Below are 17208 nucleotides of genomic sequence, written 5' to 3'. Positions count from 1 at the left end.
TCACGCGCCGTCGCCTCGAACCGCGCGTGGCTCGGGGTCGAGGTCGACGGGGTCGCCGACGCTGATCGTGCCCGACCCGAGCAGGCGGAACACGGTGCCCGAGCGGTCGTGCAGCGCCCGCGCGGCGCCCGGACCGAGCTCGTCGTCGAGGAGCCGGCACGGTGCGGCCACCCGGACCACCTCGAGGTCGACGTCGCCGATGCGGATGCGCTCGCCGGGGCGTCGGGGCACCGCGGCGCCGCTGATGGTCACGTTGCGCCGCGTCAGGCCCGGGTCGACCGGTCGCCCGAGGTCCGCCGCGGCCGCCTCCAGGGCCTCGACCGCCTGCACCGTGACGTGCCGGTGCCGGCTGCCGTGGTAGCGGTCGCCGACGAGCCCGGCTCCCGCCTCGGCCTCGACGCTCTGCACCGACCGGGTCGGCAGGCGTCGGGCCTTGGCGACGTGGATCGCGACCACCGTGGGGCTCACCCGGCCACCTCGACGCGTCCGGAGACCGCACCGGCGTCGAAGAGCTCGCGCAGCCGCGTCACGGTCCGCTCGCGCAGCGTCCACGGATCGATCGTGTTGACGTAGATCTTCGTGCCGCCCTCGAAGCCGGCGAGCGTGGAGATGCGCCACTTGATGACGGCGCGCAGGGGGATCGGCACGTCGACCGACGGGGGCCGGTGGTGCCACTCCTCGTTCGAGGGCACGTGGACGCCGGTCGCGGCCTGGCAGGCGTGGACGAGGTCGGAGAAGTCGCGCACCTGCTGCTCGGACAGCTCCCACGGGCACGGCTCGCCGTCGAGGACGTGCACGACGAGCGCCGGGTAGCGGTGCCCGACACCGGCGAAGGCGACGGCGTGCTCGGTGCGGGCCACGACCAGGCCCTGCTCCTCGGCGAACCGCGCCCCCCAGCGGAGGAAGAGGTCGGGCTCGCGGCGCACCCGCCGCACCTCGACCTCCTTCTGGGCGCTCAGCTCGTCGATGGCCACGACCTGCTTGTGCAGGTGGTCGAACGAGGCCCCCGACGCCGCCAGCCAGTTCTGGAACACCGACACGTACCGGGCGTACGGGTTGCCGCGGTAGAGGTCGCGCACCGCCTCGATGCTGAGGCGCACGTACTGCTCGTGCTCGCCGGGGGTCAGCGTGCCCGACGCCGCCAGCTGCGTGTCGTCGGTCGCGCCGTCGACGTAGTGGCGCCGGGCGACGACCACCTGGTGGTTGCCGGCGAAGAGCCCCACGGCCTCCCGGTCGAGGTCGTCCTCGGCCAGCGGCTCGGCGTCGGCGCCGTGGGCGCCTCTGGCGCGCATGCGGATCCGCGCCAGCTCGGTGACGTGCGCCCGCCCGGCCGGCGTGGCCAGGTAGGCCTCGCGGTGCGCCTGGGACTCGGGGGTGGGCTCGAACCCGTGGGTCAGGTGCCAGTAGTCGTAGCTGAGGATCTCGAAGAGGTTGGGGATGAGCCGGAACTCCGCGACGGAGTCGTCGAGCTGCTCGGCGAGCAGGCCGCGCAGCTGCGTCCACCCGGCGGCGGTGCGCACGAGCCGGGCGATCTCCGGCGTCGTCTCGAGCATCCGGCCCGCGCAGAAGGCGCAGTGCCGGTCGTGGTCGTCCGGGTCGATCGGCAGCGGTACCCGGTTCGGGACGCCGATCGGCCGGGCCGCGCGGCCCGGCAGCGTCCACACCTTGGTGCCGGTGAGGGGGTTGACCTGCTTGACCGTGCCGTCGGGCAGCCGGGTCAGGGGATGCAGGGTCTGGGCTCCGGACTGGCCGACCGATGGCTGGCTCACGCCTCCAGACTAGGTGGGCTAGCGTCGGTGCGTGGCCGCCGACGACCCCCTCCACCCCTACCTCGACCCGAGCTGCGGCGTCGACGAGCGCGTCGAGGACCTCCTCGGACGCATGACGCTGCCGGAGAAGGTCGGGCAGATGCTCCAGCTCGACGCGAGGGGCGACCTCGAGGACGTCGTCCTGACGCGCCTCGCGGGCTCGGTCCTGCACGCCTCGCCCGAGCGGATGCTCGAGGCCATCGACCTCGTCGGCCGCACCCGGCTGCGGATCCCGCTCCTCACGGCCGACGACGCCATCCACGGTCACTCGTTCTGGCCGGGCGCGACGATCTTCCCGACGCAGCTGGCGATGGCCTGCTCGTGGGACCCCGGCCTGCTCGAGCAGGCGGCCCGCGCCACCGCCGTCGAGGTGGCGGCCACCGGCATCCACTGGACCTTCTCGCCGGTGCTCTGCATCACCCGCGACCTGCGCTGGGGCCGGGTCGGCGAGACGTTCGGCGAGGACCCGCACCTCATCGGCGAGCTCGGCGCGGCGATGGTCCGCGGCTACCAGGGCGACGGGCTCACCGACCCCACAGCGGTGCTCGCCTGCGCCAAGCACTTCGCCGGCTACTCCGAGACCCAGGGCGGACGCGACGCGAGCGAGGCCGACCTGTCGCGCCGCAAGCTCGCCTCGTGGTTCCTGCCGCCGTTCGAGCGTGCCGTCCGCGAGGGCTGCCGCACCGTCATGCTCGGCTACCAGGCCATCGACGGCGTGCCCGTGACCGCCAACGGGTGGCTGCTCGACGACGTCCTCAAGGGCGAGTGGGGCTTCACCGGCACGCTCGTCACCGACTGGGACAACGTCGGCCGGATGGTCTGGGAGCAGAAGGTCTGCGCCGACGACGTCGAGGCTGCGGCCGTCGCGGTCGGGGCCGGCAACGACCTCGTCATGACGACCCCCCAGTTCTTCGAAAGTGCCCAGGAGGCCGTCGCCCGAGGCCTGCTCGACGAGGCGGCCGTCGACGACGCCGTGCGCCGCGTCCTGCGCCTCAAGGTCGAGCTCGGCCTCTTCGAGGACCCCCGCGCCCCCGACGCCGAGCGCCAGCGGGCCGTCATCGGCTCCGCCCCGCACGCCGCCCTCAACCTCGAGGTCGCCCGGCGGTCCCTCGTCCTGCTCACCAACGACGGCTCGCTGCCCTTCGAGCCGGACGGCCCTGACGCGATGCCGCGCACCGTCGCCGTCATCGGCCCGAACGCCCACGACCCGCAGGCGAACCTCGGAGACTGGGCCGGCGCGTCGGGCCAGGTCGACTGGATGCCCGACGGGCACCCGCGCGAGACCGTCGAGACCGTCCTCGACGGCTTCCGGGCCGTCGTCCCGGACACGTGGACCGTGACGCACGCCCGCGGCGCCGACATCGAGGAGCTCCTGCCCGACCCCGACGGCCCGACCTTCCCCGACGGGCAGCCGCGCCCGCCCGTGTCCTCGCCCGCCCCGGTCGACGCCGACCAGGTGGCGCAGGCCGTTGCCGCGGCACGGGCGGCCGACCTCGCCGTCGTCGTCCTCGGCGACACGGTGGCCCTCACCGGCGAGGGCTGCTCGACCGCCACGCTCGACCTCCAGGGCGGCCAGGTCGCCCTGCTCGACGCCCTCGTCGACGCCCTCGAGGGCACGGGAGTCCGGCTCGTCCTCGTGCTGCTCCACTCCAAGCCGAACGTCCTGCCGCCCAGCGCCCTTCGCGCCTCGGCGATCGTCGAGGCGTTCAGCCCGGGGATGCGCGGCGGCCGCGCCGTCGCCGAGCTCGTCCTCGGGCACGTCGACCCCGCGGGGCGCCTCCCGGTGTCCGTCCCGCGCCATGTCGGCCAGCAGCCCACCTACTACAACCAGGTGCGCGGCCAGCACGGCCACCGCTACGCCGACCTGACCCAGGAGCCGCAGTTCGTCTTCGGCGACGGCCTGTCCTACACGACCGTCGACTGGTCCGACCTCGCCCTCGACGCCACCGAGCTCGACACCGGCGGCACCGTCCGGGCGCGCGTCACGCTGAGGAACACCGGCACCCGTCCGGCGCACGAGGTGGTGCAGGCCTACGTCGCCGACGTCGTCACGAGCGTCACGTGGGCTGCCAAGGAGCTCAAGGCGTTCCGGCGCGTCACCGTCCCGCCGGGGGAGTCGCTGGTCGTCGACGTGCAGGTGCCGGTCGCGGCGTGCACCGTCGTCGACGCGTCCGGCCGCCGCGTCGTCGAGCCGGGCGAGTTCGAGCTGCTCGTCGGCCCGACGTCTCGCGACGCCGACCTGCTCCGCGTCCCCTTCTCCGTCCGCCACCCCGCCCCCGACCCAGCAGGAGCCCGATGATGCGCGCCGCCCGAGTGACCACCCTGGACGGCCCGTCGTCCGTCCGCCTCGACGACGTCGAGGCACCGACCGTCGCGCCGGGGCACGTCGTCGTCGACGTGCACGAGGCGGGCGTCGCCTTCCCCGACGTCCTGCTGACGCGCGGGCTCTACCAGATGCGTCCCGACCCGCCCTTCACCCCGGGCGCCGAGTGCGCGGGCGTGGTCAGCGCGGTGCCCGAGGGGAGCGCCTACTCGGTCGGGGACCGCGTCGCGGCCTTCCCGGTGCTCGGAGCCTTCGCCGAGCAGGTCCTCGTACCAGAGGCGCTCACCTTCCCGCTGCCCGACGCCGTGTCGTTCGTCGCCGGCGCCGCGCTGCCGATGAACTACCTCACCGTGCACTTCGCCCTGACGCAGCGCGGTCGCCTCGAGCGCGGAGAGGTCGTCCTCGTGCACGGTGCCGCCGGCGGCATCGGCACGGCGGCGATCCAGCTCGCGCGGGCCATGGACGCACGGGTCATCGCGGTGGTGTCGAGCGAGGAGAAGGCAGCCGTCGCCCAGGCCGCAGGTGCCCACCACGTGGTGCCCGCCGACGGCTTCCTCGAGGCCACCCGCGAGCTGACCCAGGGTCGCGGCGTCGACGTCGTCGTCGACCCGGTGGGCGGCGACCGCTTCACCGACAGCCTCCGCGCGCTCGCCCCGGAGGGCCGCGTGCTCGTCATCGGCTTCACGGCGGGCTCGATCCCCGAGGTCAAGGTCAACCGGCTGCTCCTCAACAACGTCAGCGTCGTCGGCGTCGGCTGGGGAGCCTTCTGGCAGAAGCAGCCCGAGTTCGTCCGCACCCAGTGGGACGCGCTGCTGCCGCTCCTCGAGCGCGGCCTCCTCGACCCCCCGATCGGCAGCCGCCACGCCCTCGACGACGTCGCCGCGGCCCTGACCGAGATCGACGAGCGGCGCGCCACCGGCAAGGTGACGATCACCGTCCGCGGGTCGTGAGGCGAGCCGTGCCGCTGCGACGCCGCGCCCCCCGATCGCCCCGACGCGTCCTCGTCACCGGCGGCGCGTCCGGCCTCGGGCTCGCGCTCGTGCGCGCGCTCGACGCCCGCGGCGACCGCGTCCTCGCCACCGACCTCTCGCCCGAGCGTCCCGACGCGCTGCCCGCGTCGGTCGGCTACCGGCGCCTCGACGTGCGCGAGGACGCCGACTGGGACGCCGCGCTCGCCCACGTGCGTGACACGTGGGGCGGCCTCGACGTCCTCGTCAACAACGCGGGCGTCGCCGCCGGCGGACGCATCGACGTCGCGACGATGGACGAGTGGCGGTGGATCGTCGACATCAACCTGCTCGGCGTCGTCCGCGGCTGCCGCACGTTCACGCCGCTCTTCAAGGAGCAGGGCAGCGGTCACCTCGTCAACACCGCCTCGCTCGCCGGCCTCGTGCACGCGCCCGGGATGTCCGCCTACAACGCCGTCAAGGCCGGGGTCGTCGCCGTGAGCGAGACCCTTTCGCACGAGCTCGCGCCGCACGGCATCGCCGTCACCGTCGTGTGCCCGTCGTTCTTCCGCAGCGGCCTCGACGCCTCCTTCCAGGGTGCCGACGCCGAGATGGAGGACGCCGGACGCGCCATGGTCAGCCGGTCGCGCCGCTCGGCCGACGAGGTGGCCGCGACCGTCGTGCGTGGGATCGACGCCCGCCGAGACGTCGTGCTCACCGACCTCGACGGCCGGATCGCCTGGCGCGCCAAGCGGTTCGCGCGTCCGGCCTACACCGCCGTCATGAAGCGCGCCGCGCGGCGGGTGTCCGCCGGCCGCTGACCTTCCCCCGGCGGGTCACGCGTCGTGGGGTGTCCTGTCGTCGACGGGAGAGCGTCGCACGCAGCGGAACCCGACGTGGCTCATGCCGGTGTCGACCATCTGCGGCCGGCGTGCCGCGGGACGGTAGCGCAGGCAGTAGCTGTCGGCACACAGGTGCGAACCGCCCTTGATGACCTTGCGCCCGATCCGGAACTGCGGCTGCCTCGGGTCGTAGCTGCCCTCGACCCTGCCGCCGCGCGGGTCCACCGGCGCGCAGCAGTGCGACTCGGCCGCCTCCGGGTGGGCGCTCGTCCACCAGTCGTCGGTCCACTCCCACACGTTGCCGGCCATGTCGTGCAGGCCGAAGCCGTTCGCGGGGAAGCTGCCGACAGGCGAGGTGCGCAGGAAGCCGCTCTCGCGGGTGTGTCGCCACGGGAAGTCGGGGCCGTCCCACGTGTTCGCCATGATGCGACCCCCGGGACGGGCCTCGTCGCCCCAGGTGAAGGTCGCACCCTCGAGACCTCCCCGCGCCGCGTACTCCCACTCGGCCTCGGTCGGCAGGTCGGCACCGACCCAGTCGGCGTACGCCCGGGCGTCCTCGTGGCACACGTGCACGACGGGGTGGTCCGGGATCCGCTTCACCGAGCTGCCGGGACCGTACGGCGCGCGCCACGACGCCCCCGGCACCCAGGTCCACCACTGGCTCAGGTGCCGCAGGTCGACCGGCCCCGACGTCGGGGTGAACACCATCGAGCCCGGGACGAGGTTCTCCGCCGGGGCGCCCGGGAACTGCTCGGGGTCCAGCGGCCGTTCCGCCACCGTGACGTAGCCGGTGACCCCGACGAAGGCTGCGAACTGCGCGTTGGTGACCGGCGTCGCCCAGATCTCGAACGCGCCCACCCGCACCGGGTGCACCGGCGCCTCCTCCGGGTAGTGGGCCGCCGAGCCCATGAGGAAAGTGCCGCCCGGGAGCGCGACCGTGTCAGGAGCTGCCCGCACCGGCGGCCTTCAGCTTGGCGAGGACCTGGTCGATGGTGAAGCTCGCTGGCTCCTGGCGAGGCGGGAACTCGACCAGCGTCTGCAGCATCTGCCCGACGTACTGCTGGGCCGGCACGAAGAGCCAGATGTGGTCGAGGATCCAGTCCCAATAGGTGTTCGACGTGACGTCGGCCCGCTCGTACGGGTCCGTCTTGAGGTTGAAGAGCTTGGGGAACCGCAGCTCGGTGAACTGGTCCTGCCAGATCGCCAGCGTGCCGGGGGTGCGCTGCTCGAGGAAGACCACCTTCCAGTTGTCGAAGCGCATCGCGGTGAGGTCGCCGTCGTCGGAGACGTAGAAGAAGTGCTGGCGGGGACTCCGGTCCGTCTCGCCCGTGATGTAGGCGAGCTGGTCGTGCCCGTCGAGGTGCACCCGGTAGGACGTGCCGGCGAGGTCGGTGCCGCCGCGCAGCCGCTCGGCCACGTCGGTGTCACCCGCGGCCGCGAGCAGCGTGACGAACCAGTCGCTGTGGCTGACGATGCCGTTGAGCACCGTGCCCGGCTCGACGTGTCCGGGCCACCGGACCATCGCCGGCACCCGGTAGGCCCCTCCCAGTTGGAGTTCTTCTCGCTGCGGAACGGGGTCATGCCGGCGTCGGGCCAGCTGTTCATGTGCGGGCCGTTGTCGGTGGAGTACATGACGAACGTGTTCTCGGCCAGGCCCGCCTCGTCGAGGAAGTCGAGGACCTCGCCGACGAGGTCGTCGTGGTCGCACATGACGTCGTGGTACTCGGACTGCCAGCGGCCCGCCCGTCCCCGGCTGCCGTGCTTGGCGTGGGTGCGGAAGTGCATGTGCGTCGTGTTGAGCCACACGAAGAACGGGGTGTCGGCCGCCTGGGCGTCCCGCATGAAGCGCAGGGCCTCGGGGAGGACCTCGTCGTCGACGGTCTTCATCCGCTCCCTGGTGAGCGGGCCGGTGTCCTCGACGCGCTGGCTGCCGTCGCCGTCGGCCCAGCAGTGCAGCACGCCGCGGGGACCGAACCTCTGGCGGAAGTTCGGGAACTCCTCCTCCGTCGGGTAGTCCGGCAGCTCCGGCTCCTCCTCGGCGTTGAGGTGGTAGAGGTTGCCGAAGAACTCGTCGAAGCCGTGCATCGTCGGCAGGAACTCGTCGCGGTCGCCGAGGTGGTTCTTGCCGAACTGGCCGGTGGCGTAGCCGAGGTTCTTCAGGGCCGTGGCGATCGTCGGGTCCTCGGCACGCAGGCCGATGTCGGCGCCCGGGAAGCCCACCTTCGTCAACCCGGTGCGGTAGGGGTTCTGGCCGGTGATGAACGCCGCCCGTCCCGCCGTGCAGGACTGCTCGCCGTAGTAGTCGGTGAACCGGACGCCCTCGTCGGCGATCCGGTCGATGTTCGGGGTGCGGTATCCCATGAGGCCGTCGGAGTAGCAGCTGAGGTTGCTGATCCCGATGTCGTCGCCCCAGATGACGAGGATGTTCGGCCGGTCGGCCATGGCGCCTCCAGAGACAGGAACGGACGGTCCGATCCCAGCACGCTAGGGGTCGCTGGGCCCCGGGAACTCACTCTTCGAGGGTGGCTTCGGCGGTTCCGGAGGGCCGGGGCGCCCGGCGGACGTCGACGTCGGCCGGGCTGGTCGCGCCGAGGACGAGGGCGAGGCTCGCGTGCACCAACCGGGCGGCGTCGGCGCCGGCGGTGAAGGTCCGGCCGAACTCCGGCTCCGGGCCCTCCCGCTCCCAGCCCAGCCCGGTGAGGGTCGTCTGCTGGTCGCGGGTCAGGTCGGTCAGGCCCTCGAACTCGGTGTCGCCGATGCACTCGAGCGCGACCACGCCACCGACGCGGCTCGCCTGGACGAGGACGTCGGGCACCGAGGGCCGGTCACCCGGACACGCCGCGCCCCGACGCCACCCGCGTCGGGGCCGCGGGTCGGCGTGCTCGACCGCGGCCCGCGACGGCACGTGGACCGTGAACGTCATCCAGTCGTCCTCGGCCAGGTCCGTGAGGTCGGCTGCGATGCGCGCGGTCCACGCCTCCCACGTCTCCTCGAGCGGATCGGTCATGCGTCCGGCCCCGCCACCGCCGTCTCCATGAGGGCGCGCAGGTGGTCCGGGATCGGCGTCGGCCGACGCGTCCTGGCGTCGATCTCGACGTGCACCCAGTGCCCGAGCGCGCAGATGGGCTGGTCGGTGGCGTCGGCGGCGTCGGCGCCGTGGGCGAAGAGCCCGAGCTGGTAGGTGACGCTGCTCGTGCCGAGGCGGGTGACCCGCAGGCCGACGACGAGTGGGGTCGGGAAGGCCACCTCGGCGTAGAACGCGCAGCCGGACTCGGCCACGACGCCCTGCGTGGGGTCGCGCGTCGGGTCGATCGTCACGTGCTCGGCCTGCCAGCCGTTGATCGCCGAGTCGAAGAGCTCGTAGTAGACGGCGTTGTTGAGGTGGCCGTACATGTCGTTGTCCGACCACCGCGTCGTCACGGGCCGGTGCACGGGGAAGTCGGCGAGCGTCAGGGAGCGTGGGTCGGCCATCCGCCCATCCTGCCGGACCGGTGGACGGCCGCCGCCGGTGTCGGCGCGGCGACCTAGAGTCGAGGGATGGCGTGGAGCGTGGGGCGGGCGACGTGGGTCGCGCAGGTCACCGATCCCGACATCGCCCAGCAAGTCGGCTCGCGCACCTTCGGCCGCGGCGAGGCCTACGCCGCCGAGCGCCGGGTCCGCTCCATCGCCACGCGCCCCGACGGGCTCATGATCCTCGGCACCATCGAGGGCAGCGGCACCGAGACCTACCAGACGATCATCGAGGCCCGCCCGCACCCGAAGGGCCGCGCGCACCTGTGGAACGGGCGCTGCAGCTGCCCCGTCGCCACCGACTGCAAGCACGTCGTCGCCCTGCTCATGACCGCCCGCGACGTCGCCAACGGCGTCCTGCCCGAGGCCGTCGTAGAGCCGGAAGAGGGGCCGCGCGTCGGCGAGACCGCCGCGGCTCCCCGCCCCGACACCGCGCCCCGGCTCGTGCACTGGTCCGACGTCCTCGGCCACGTCCGCCCCCGCGCCGACACGGCCCCGGGCCCCGACGCGCCACCGGAGCCCCGCGGCGACCTCATGCCCGCGGGCCTGCTCGTCGACGTCGTCTACCGCGACCCGCGCGGCCGTGGCGGCCTGCCCGAGCCGGGCTACGGCGTCCGGCCCACCCGGTGGACCCGCGCCGGCACGTGGCACCGCACCCTCACCTGGCACGACGCCCTGCCCCAGTGGCGCGCCGGCATCCGCCTGCTGCCCGAGCACGAGCGGGTCCTGACGCGTCTCTACGACGCCGCGCGCCACGGCTCCGGCGGCACGACGCACCTGACCGCCGCGCCGCCCATCGCCCTCGACGCGAGCCCCGACGTGTGGCCGCTGCTCTCGCGCGCCCGCGACGCGGGCGTCGCGCTCCTGCCGGGCGAGGGTGTCACCGGACCGGTCACCGTCCTCGACGATCCCGCCACGCTCGAGCTGCACGTGCGCCGGGCCCCCGGCGACTCCGGCGACCTCGTCGTCGACGTGCAGGTCGTCGGTCTGCCCGAGCCTGACGGAGGTGCCGGCGAGGAGCCCGAGGTCCTCTTCCTCGGCGACCCGGTCCACGGCGTCGCGGTCTCCGCCGACGACGGCACCCTGACGTTCGTGCCGCTCGAGCAGGACCTCGGGCTCACCCCGGCCGCCCTCGAGCAGGCCGTTGCCGGCCTGCGGGTCCCGGCCGACGAGCGGGCCCGCTTCCTCGGGTCCACCGTTCCCGGCCTGCGCCAGCGGGTGCGGGTGCGCTCCGAGGTGCCGCTGCCCGTCGCCGACCCCGCGGACGCGCCGGGCGGCCCCGAGCGGGTCACCGTCCACGTCCGGGTCGTCCACGACGTGCCGGGCGAGCTGCGCCTCGAGCTCGGGCACGCCTACGACGGCGTGCTGCGGCCGATCAGCGAACGACCCACCCACGGCACGCACGGTGCGCTCGGCGCCCTCGGCATCCGCCGCACCCGCGACCGCGACGCCGAGACCGTCGCGACGCTCGCGGCAACGTCGCTGCACGCCGTGCCCGGCGCCGTCGGCGGGCTCGCCGAGAAGCTGCCCTGGCTGCGCTCGCGGCTGCACCTGCGCGGCGTCGACGCAGCCCGGTTCGTCTCCGAGCAGCTGCCCGCGCTCGAGGCCGACGAGCACGTCACCGTCGAGGTCGACGGCGACCTCCCGCCGTACGAGGAGGTCACGGCGCCGCCCGTCGTGCGCATCGGGGCCACGGACGTCGTCACTGACGCGCTGCCGGCCGGCGGCCCCACGCGGCGGCGCGAGCCCGCCGAGCAGGGCGACTGGTTCGACCTGCGGGTCACCGTCGAGGTCGACGGCGAGGAGGTGCCCTTCGAGCCGCTCTTCGCCGCGCTCGCCGCGGGCGATGACATCATGCTGCTCGAGTCCGGCTCGTGGTTCCGCCTCGACCGGCCCGAGCTCGTCCGCCTGCGCACCCTCATCGACGAGGCCCGCGACCTCGCCGACCCCGAGACCGGCGGGCTGCGCCTCAGCGCCCACCACGCCGACCTCTGGGAGGAGCTCGCGGCACTCGGCGTCGTCGAGCAGCAGAGCGCCCGCTGGGCGGCCAACGTCGCGGCGCTCGCGCCCCTCGCCGACGCCCCCGCCGCCGAGGTTCCGCCCGACCTCCGGGCCACCCTGCGCCCGTATCAGCTCGAGGGCTACCACTGGCTGACCCGCCTGTGGGACGCCCACATCGGCGGCATCCTCGCCGACGACATGGGCCTCGGCAAGACGCTCCAGGTCATCGCGGCGCTCGCGCGGGCCCACGATCGCGGCGAGCTCGGTGGCGTGACCCCCGAGCGGCCCGACGCACGTGGACCGGTGCTCGTCGTCGCGCCCACGAGCGTCGTCGGCACGTGGCTGCAGGAGCTGCACACGTTCGCGCCGCACCTGCGTGCCACGGCCGTCACCGCCACCGAGCGCAAGCGCGGCACCGCCCTCGCCGAGGCCGTCGCCGAGGCCCAGGTCGTCGTCACGTCGTACGCCGTGCTGCGCCTCGATTCCGACGCGTTCCACGGGATCGCTTGGGGCGGAGTCGTTCTCGACGAGGCCCAGTTCGTCAAGAACCGCCAGGCCAAGACCCACCTCGCGGTGCGCCGGCTCGGGGTGCCGTTCACCCTCGCCGTCACCGGCACCCCGCTCGAGAACTCCCTCATGGACCTCTGGTCGCTGCTGTCGCTCACCGCGCCCGGGCTCTACCCGCGCCCCGACGTCTTCACCCAGCACTACCGGCGGCCCATCGAGTCGGGGGAGCGGCCCGACCTGCTCGACCTCCTGCGCCGGCGCATCCGGCCGCTCGTGCTGCGCCGCACCAAGGAGCAGGTGGCGCTCGACCTGCCGCCCAAGCAGGTCCAGGTCGTGCCGCTCGAGCCGCACCCGGTGCACCGGCACGTCTACGACCAGCACCTGCAGCGCGAGCGACAGCGGATCCTCGGCCTGCTCGGCGACGCCGACGCCAACCGCGTGGCGATCCTCGCCTCGCTGACGCGCCTGCGCCAGCTCGCCCTCGACCCCTCGCTCGTCGACCCCGCCCAGGCGGGGCGGGCCACCGCGGCCAAGGTGGAGTTCCTCGTCGACCAGCTGCGCGAGCTCGCCGCCGAGGGGCACCGCGCCCTCGTCTTCAGCCAGTTCACCGGGTTCCTGCGACTCGTCGAGGCCGCGCTGACCAGGGCGGGCCTCGCCACCTCCTACCTCGACGGCTCGACCACCGACCGCCAGGACGTCGTGCGCGGCTTCCGCGAGGGCGACGCCGTCGCGTTCCTCATCAGCCTCAAGGCCGGCGGCTTCGGCCTCACGCTCACCGAGGCCGACTACGTCTTCGTCCTCGACCCGTGGTGGAACCCCGCCGCCGAGGCCCAGGCCATCGACCGTGCCCACCGCATCGGCCAGGACAAGCCCGTCACCGTCTACCGCCTCGTCTCGGCCGGCACCATCGAGGAGAAGGTCGTGGCGCTGCAGGAGCGCAAGCGCGACCTCTTCGACCGCGTGGTCGACGAGGGTGGGTCGATGACCGGGGCGATCACCCCCGACGACGTCCGTGACCTGCTCGGCCTCGACTGAGCGGACTCCGTGGGTGGTGCGTCGTACCGGCCGCTGCGACGGTGTTCGCAGGGGCACGGGTCTCGTTTGACCTCAAGTGTGCTCGAAGTTCAAGGATGGGGCGAACGGGTACGAAACCCGGCGAGCCGGCCCTCCGGACACCCCTGTCGACGCCTCGAGCGCGCGGCATAGAGTGATCGGAGCCGGATGGTCTCCAGAAAGGAACGACAAGTGGCTTACACGCTTCCCGAGCTCGACTACGACTACGCAGCTCTCGAGCCGCACATCAGCGCTCGCATCATGGAGCTGCACCACAGCAAGCACCACAAGGCCTACGTCGACGGCGCGAACGCCGCGGTCGCCAAGCTCGAGGAGCTGCGCGAGTCCGGTGACTACGCAGCGGTCAACGGCGTCGAGAAGAACCTCGCGTTCCACCTCGGTGGCCACACCAACCACTCGGTGTTCTGGAAGAACATGAGCCCCGACGGCGGCGGCCAGCCCGAGGGCGAGGTCAAGGCCGCGATCGACGAGTACTTCGGCGGCTTCGAGAAGTTCCAGGCGCACTTCAACGCCAACGCCAACGCCATCCAGGGCTCCGGCTGGTCGATCTGGGCCTGGGACACCATCGCGCAGCGGCCGCACATCATGCAGCTGTTCGACCAGCAGGGCAACATCCCGGTCGGCCAGATCCCGCTGCTGCAGCTCGACATGTGGGAGCACGCCTTCTACCTGCAGTACGAGAACGTCAAGGCCGACTACGTCAAGGCCTGGTGGAACCTCGTCAACTGGGAGGACGTCTCGGCCCGCCTCGAGCGCGCCAAGGCGACGTCCGGCCTCATCATCCCGGCCTGACCCACGCCGTACGCGGGAGGGCGGTCACCCATACGGGTGGCCGCCCTCCGTCGTCCCCGGGACGGCGCCCCACGCGACTGCGCGCTGGAGAAGTCAGCCCTGTGCGTCGAGGCACTCGACGGCCCGGGCCGCCGCGCGCTTGCCGGCCGCGAGGGTCTCGCCCGACCACGACACGCGGTCCCACGACACCGGCAGCCTGTCCGACACGGCGACACTGAGCGGGATCATCGCCACCGAGCCGTCGGTCCTGCGAGCCGCGTTGGTCAGCGCGAGCGAGCGCGAGTGGTCGCCCTCGGGCCCGAGGCCGGGGCTGCCGTCGTCGTGGACGTAGGTGCGGTCGAGGCCGAGCACGTACCAGTCACCCGTGTCGGTCGTCGCGGCGAAGACGTAGGACGTGCCGGTGATCGTGCCCGGATGGGCAGCGATCGACGTGGCCGCACGCTCGACGAGAGCCTTCGGCGCTGTCCCGCACGCCAGCTCCCTCGCCGGCGCGGCCGACGACGACGTGGCGGTGCGCTGCCCGATGGCCGTCGGTGCCGCTCCCGGTCCGGCCGTGCAGCCGGCGAGCAGCCCGACGGCACCGACGACGCCGAGGGCTCGTCCCCTGTTCCCCTGTGTACGAGTCATGCCGGCGACCCTAGGGGGTGGCGGTGGGTCCTGTGGGCCGGGCGAGGCGGTCGACGACGCCGAGCAGCAGCGCCTCGCGCAGCGCGGGTGGCACGACGTCGAGCAGCGCGTTGACCGGGGCCATCCGCTCGGGCAGCTCGATGGTGCCGCCCTCGCCGCCGAGCCCGGCGGCCGCGAGCAGCGCGTCGAAGGTCGCCTCGTCGAGCGTGACGGGGTCGACGGTCGAGGCCATCGCCGCCAGCTCGCCCGGGACGACGACCGGCCCCGACGCGCGCGCCGCGGCCGTGGCGTCGGCGAGGTCGCGCGCAGCCAGGTCGGTCGACGCGGCCGTCGCCGCGCTCAGCGTGAGGTGCAGCGTCGGGGGGAGCGGACCGAACCGCATCTGCGGCTGGACGAACCACCCTCGGGCCAGCATCTCGTCGCTGACCGTGAAGACGTCGCAGGTGTCGTCGGTGGTCAGCGCGAGCAGCGTCGAGTCGGGTGGCGCGGCGAGGGAGAGGCCCGGCGCGCCGGCTGCCGCAGCGGCGAGCTCGAGCGTGGCGCGTCGGGCGGTGCGGGCCAGCTCGCCGTAGCGCTCGGCCCCGATGTGGTGGACGACCGCCCACGCGGCGGCGACGGGGCCGCCCGACTTCGTCGACTGCGCCGTCGTGTTGAGCATCGTGTACCCGGGCCACCGTGCCGACGCGAACAGGTGCGTGCGCCGCAGCGCGGCCGACGCGTGGAGCAGCACCGACACGCCCTTGGGTGTGTAGGCGTACTTGTGCAGGTCGAGGGAGATGCTCGTGACGCCGGGGACGGCGAAGGTCCACGCGGGCTGGTCGGGCTCGGTGGCGCGCAGGTGCGGCAGCACCCAGCCGCCGATGCACGCGTCGACGTGGCAGCGGGCGCCGGCCGCGGCCGCCGCGGCGGCGATCGGCGTCACGGGGTCGATGACGCCGTGCGCGTACGAGGGCGCGGAGGCGACGACGAGGACGGTGTCGGCATCGATCGCCGAGACCATCGCCTCGGGGTCGGCCCGCTTGGTCACCGGGTCGACGTCGACGAGCACCGGCTCGACGCGCAGCCAGTGCGCGGCCTTGTGGAACGCCGCGTGGGCCGTGACGGGCAGGACCATCCGCGGGTGGGTGACCTCGGGCCGGGCGTCGCGGGCCGCGAGGACGGCCAGGAGGATCGACTCGGTGCCGCCGGAGGTGACGACGCCCGCGAATCCCTCTGGGGCGTCGACGAGCCCGCCCGCGATGCCCACGAGGTCGTTCTCCATGGCGAGCAGCGACGGGAACGCCGTGGGGTCGAGGCCGTTCGTCGAGGCGAACTCGGCCAGGGCCTCGCGACCGATGGCGTCGGCCTCGGCGAGACCGGAGTCGTAGACGTAGGCGAGCGTGCGGCCGCCGTGCGTGGGCAGGTCGCGGCCGCGCATCGCGACCAGTGCCGCCCTGATCTCGTCGTGGTCCATCGTCATGGCGTGCCCCCTTCGTGGGACGGGAAGGAGCGGAGCGCGAGGAGGGACAGCAGCACGAGCGAGGCCGGCAGCACCGAGAAGCCGACGACGATCGCCGTGAGGGCCGAGTCGGACTGCGCCACGGTCGAACCCGCCGACGACTGGTACCCGCCGACGGCCAGCACCACCGCGTACAGCCCCGGCCCGAGGGCCAGGCCGAGCGTCTCCCCGGCGGTCCACACGCCGGTGTAGAGGCCGGCGCGCGTACGGGTCTCACCGGTGCGCGTCGCGACGTCGGGCAGCATCGCGAGCGGGAACATCTGCGCGCCGGCGTACCCGACGCCGACGAGGGCCACCGCGGCGTAGACGGCGCCGTCGGGCAGCACCCGGGCCCCGAGGAGCAGCAGCGCGCCAGCGGCGAGGAGCACCGAGGCGACGACCCAGCCGCGCCGCTTGCCGTACGCGGTGCCGACCCGCTGCCACAGCGGCATGACGACGAGCGCCGGCCCGACGAAGCAGACGAAGAGCAGCGTGGCTGCGACCGGGGTGCCGAGCACCCACCGCGCCACGTAGTCGACGCCGGCGAGCATCGCTCCCGTGGCCAGGGCCTGGAGCACGAACGTCAGCAGCAGCGAGCGGAACGTCCGGTCGGCGCGCACGACCCGCAGCTGCTCGCCGAGCGGTGCGGTCGGGGCGTCCGCCTCGTGCAGGTGGGCGGAGCGCGTCGCGCGCCAGGCGCCGTACGCGCCGCCGGCGATGAGCAGCGCGACGAAGAACCCGACGGCGCGGTACCCCCACTCCGGGCCGAGCGCGTCGCGGATCGCGGGGGAGGCGCCGCCGCTGACGAGGATGGCGAGCGCGAGCACGGCGACCCGCCACGTCATCAGGCGGGTCCGCTCGTCGTAGTCGTCGGTCAGCTCGGCCGGCATCGCGACGTACGGCACCTGGAAGAACGCGTAGGCCGTCGCGCAGGCCAGGTAGGCGACGGCGACCCACGCGGCCCCGAGCCACACGGGCGCCGACGGGCCGAGGAACAGCAGCACGAAGGCCGCCGCGAGCAGCAGGCCAGCGCGGATGAGGAAGGGCCGGCGGCGTCCGTCGGGGTGGCGCGAGCGGTCGCTGACGCGTCCGGCGACAGGGTTGAGCACGACGTCCCACGCCTTGGGGGCGAAGACGATGACGCCGGCCGCGGCCGCCGGCACCCCGACGTGGTCGGTCAGGTAGGGCAGCAGCAGCAGGCCGGGCACCGTGCCGAACGCGCCGGTGGCGACCGACCCCAGGCCGTAGCCACGCCGTACGACCGGGGGCAGCGGCGGCGACGCGAGGGTCATGGACGCAC

14 protein-coding genes and 1 pseudogene are annotated in these 17208 nt (G+C 73.8%); 5 read left to right on the top strand and 10 right to left on the bottom strand.

Annotated features, from left to right (window positions below):
• Both BIV28_RS14190 and BIV28_RS14185 read right to left on the bottom strand, forming a co-directional pair.
• On the bottom strand, positions 1-468 hold the full coding sequence (locus BIV28_RS14190) for an MOSC domain-containing protein (RefSeq protein WP_083707355.1): 468 nt from the start codon (positions 466-468) through the stop codon (positions 1-3).
• A complete protein-coding gene (locus tag BIV28_RS14185; RefSeq protein WP_242653033.1) occupies positions 465-1769 on the bottom strand; it encodes a DUF4921 family protein in 1305 nt (434 codons plus the stop codon). Before BIV28_RS14185 ends, BIV28_RS14190 begins: the two co-directional genes overlap by 4 nt.
• Positions 1770-1800: 31 nt before the next feature.
• On the opposite strand from BIV28_RS14185, the gene BIV28_RS14180 reads away from it, so the two are divergent.
• Genes BIV28_RS14180 through BIV28_RS14170 form a run of 3 tightly spaced genes read left to right on the top strand, consistent with a single transcriptional unit; the run spans position 1801 to position 5899 of the window.
• Positions 1801-4107: an exo-beta-d-1,3/1,6-glucosidase gene (locus BIV28_RS14180; protein WP_076262875.1), complete on the top strand. Its 2307-nt coding sequence runs from the start codon at positions 1801-1803 to the stop codon at positions 4105-4107.
• Complete coding sequence (locus BIV28_RS14175; RefSeq protein ID WP_076262872.1) at positions 4107-5081, top strand: NADPH:quinone oxidoreductase family protein; 975 nt, start codon at positions 4107-4109, stop codon at positions 5079-5081. The genes BIV28_RS14180 and BIV28_RS14175 overlap by 1 nt, the downstream gene beginning before the upstream one ends.
• Before the next feature lie 8 nt (positions 5082-5089).
• Positions 5090-5899: an SDR family NAD(P)-dependent oxidoreductase gene (locus BIV28_RS14170; protein ID WP_076262871.1), complete on the top strand. Its 810-nt coding sequence runs from the start codon at positions 5090-5092 to the stop codon at positions 5897-5899.
• 15 nt (positions 5900-5914) lie between these two features.
• On the opposite strand, the gene BIV28_RS14165 is transcribed toward BIV28_RS14170, so the two are convergent.
• From BIV28_RS14165 to BIV28_RS14150, 5 genes and pseudogenes are all read right to left on the bottom strand, one after another.
• Positions 5915-6829 (bottom strand): formylglycine-generating enzyme family protein, encoded by a 915-nt coding sequence (locus tag BIV28_RS14165; RefSeq protein ID WP_083707354.1) that lies wholly within the window; start codon positions 6827-6829, stop codon positions 5915-5917.
• A 31-nt stretch (positions 6830-6860) separates the two neighbouring features.
• Positions 6861-7442, bottom strand: coding sequence for an alkaline phosphatase family protein (locus BIV28_RS20300; protein ID WP_242653041.1), 582 nt, complete (start codon positions 7440-7442; stop codon positions 6861-6863).
• A gap of 77 nt (positions 7443-7519) precedes the next feature.
• Positions 7520-8362 (bottom strand): annotated as a pseudogene (locus BIV28_RS20295) (sulfatase-like hydrolase/transferase); the annotation flags it as partial.
• A gap of 67 nt (positions 8363-8429) precedes the next feature.
• Positions 8430-8927, bottom strand: a complete 498-nt coding sequence (locus tag BIV28_RS14155; protein WP_076262869.1) for a TY-Chap domain-containing protein — start codon at positions 8925-8927, stop codon at positions 8430-8432.
• Positions 8924-9391: an acyl-CoA thioesterase gene (locus BIV28_RS14150; RefSeq protein WP_076262868.1), complete on the bottom strand. Its 468-nt coding sequence runs from the start codon at positions 9389-9391 to the stop codon at positions 8924-8926. Before BIV28_RS14150 ends, BIV28_RS14155 begins: the two co-directional genes overlap by 4 nt.
• A 66-nt stretch (positions 9392-9457) precedes the next feature.
• Here BIV28_RS14150 and BIV28_RS14145 point away from each other — a divergent pair, with 66 nt between their 5' ends.
• Both BIV28_RS14145 and BIV28_RS14140 read left to right on the top strand, forming a co-directional pair.
• Complete coding sequence (locus BIV28_RS14145) at positions 9458-12973, top strand: DEAD/DEAH box helicase (protein WP_076262867.1); 3516 nt, start codon at positions 9458-9460, stop codon at positions 12971-12973.
• Between the two features lie 186 nt (positions 12974-13159).
• On the top strand, positions 13160-13804 hold the full coding sequence (locus BIV28_RS14140) for a superoxide dismutase (RefSeq protein ID WP_076262866.1): 645 nt from the start codon (positions 13160-13162) through the stop codon (positions 13802-13804).
• A gap of 93 nt (positions 13805-13897) precedes the next feature.
• Here the strand turns inward: BIV28_RS14140 and BIV28_RS14135 are convergent, their stop codons facing one another.
• The 3 genes from BIV28_RS14135 to BIV28_RS14125 are packed head-to-tail and all read right to left on the bottom strand — an operon-like array spanning position 13898 to position 17200.
• The gene (locus tag BIV28_RS14135; protein WP_076262865.1) at positions 13898-14431 is read right to left on the bottom strand and encodes a hypothetical protein; all 534 of its coding nucleotides are present in this window, start codon (positions 14429-14431) and stop codon (positions 13898-13900) included.
• A gap of 10 nt (positions 14432-14441) precedes the next feature.
• A complete protein-coding gene (locus tag BIV28_RS14130; protein WP_076262863.1) occupies positions 14442-15890 on the bottom strand; it encodes a pyridoxal phosphate-dependent decarboxylase family protein in 1449 nt (482 codons plus the stop codon).
• On the bottom strand, positions 15887-17200 hold the full coding sequence (locus BIV28_RS14125; protein WP_076262862.1) for an MFS transporter: 1314 nt from the start codon (positions 17198-17200) through the stop codon (positions 15887-15889). Before BIV28_RS14125 ends, BIV28_RS14130 begins: the two co-directional genes overlap by 4 nt.
• Positions 17201-17208: the final 8 nt, after the last annotated feature.

The sequence above is a fragment of the Intrasporangium flavum genome (assembly GCF_001956915.1).
Classification (GTDB): Bacteria; Actinomycetota; Actinomycetes; order Actinomycetales; family Dermatophilaceae; genus Monashia; species Monashia flava.
Note: the sequence above shows the minus strand (reverse complement) of the source record. Positions and strands in the feature narration are given on the sequence as shown.

Bases quoted from the DNA above. Each gene is read 5' to 3' on its own strand.
- BIV28_RS14175 (WP_076262872.1), top strand. From the start codon at position 4,107: ATGCGCGCCGCCCGAGTGACCACCCTGGACGGCCCGTCGTCCGTCCGC.
- BIV28_RS14130 (WP_076262863.1), bottom strand. From the start codon at position 15,890: ATGACGATGGACCACGACGAGATCAGGGCGGCACTGGTCGCGATGCGC.
- BIV28_RS20300 (WP_242653041.1), bottom strand. From the start codon at position 7,442: ATGGTCCGGTGGCCCGGACACGTCGAGCCGGGCACGGTGCTCAACGGC.
- BIV28_RS14145 (WP_076262867.1), top strand. From the start codon at position 9,458: ATGGCGTGGAGCGTGGGGCGGGCGACGTGGGTCGCGCAGGTCACCGAT.
- BIV28_RS14125 (WP_076262862.1), bottom strand. From the start codon at position 17,200: ATGACCCTCGCGTCGCCGCCGCTGCCCCCGGTCGTACGGCGTGGCTAC.
- BIV28_RS14150 (WP_076262868.1), bottom strand. From the start codon at position 9,391: ATGGCCGACCCACGCTCCCTGACGCTCGCCGACTTCCCCGTGCACCGG.
- BIV28_RS14140 (WP_076262866.1), top strand. From the start codon at position 13,160: ATGGTCTCCAGAAAGGAACGACAAGTGGCTTACACGCTTCCCGAGCTC.
- BIV28_RS14155 (WP_076262869.1), bottom strand. From the start codon at position 8,927: ATGACCGATCCGCTCGAGGAGACGTGGGAGGCGTGGACCGCGCGCATC.
- BIV28_RS14165 (WP_083707354.1), bottom strand. From the start codon at position 6,829: ATGGGCTCGGCGGCCCACTACCCGGAGGAGGCGCCGGTGCACCCGGTG.
- BIV28_RS14135 (WP_076262865.1), bottom strand. From the start codon at position 14,431: ATGACTCGTACACAGGGGAACAGGGGACGAGCCCTCGGCGTCGTCGGT.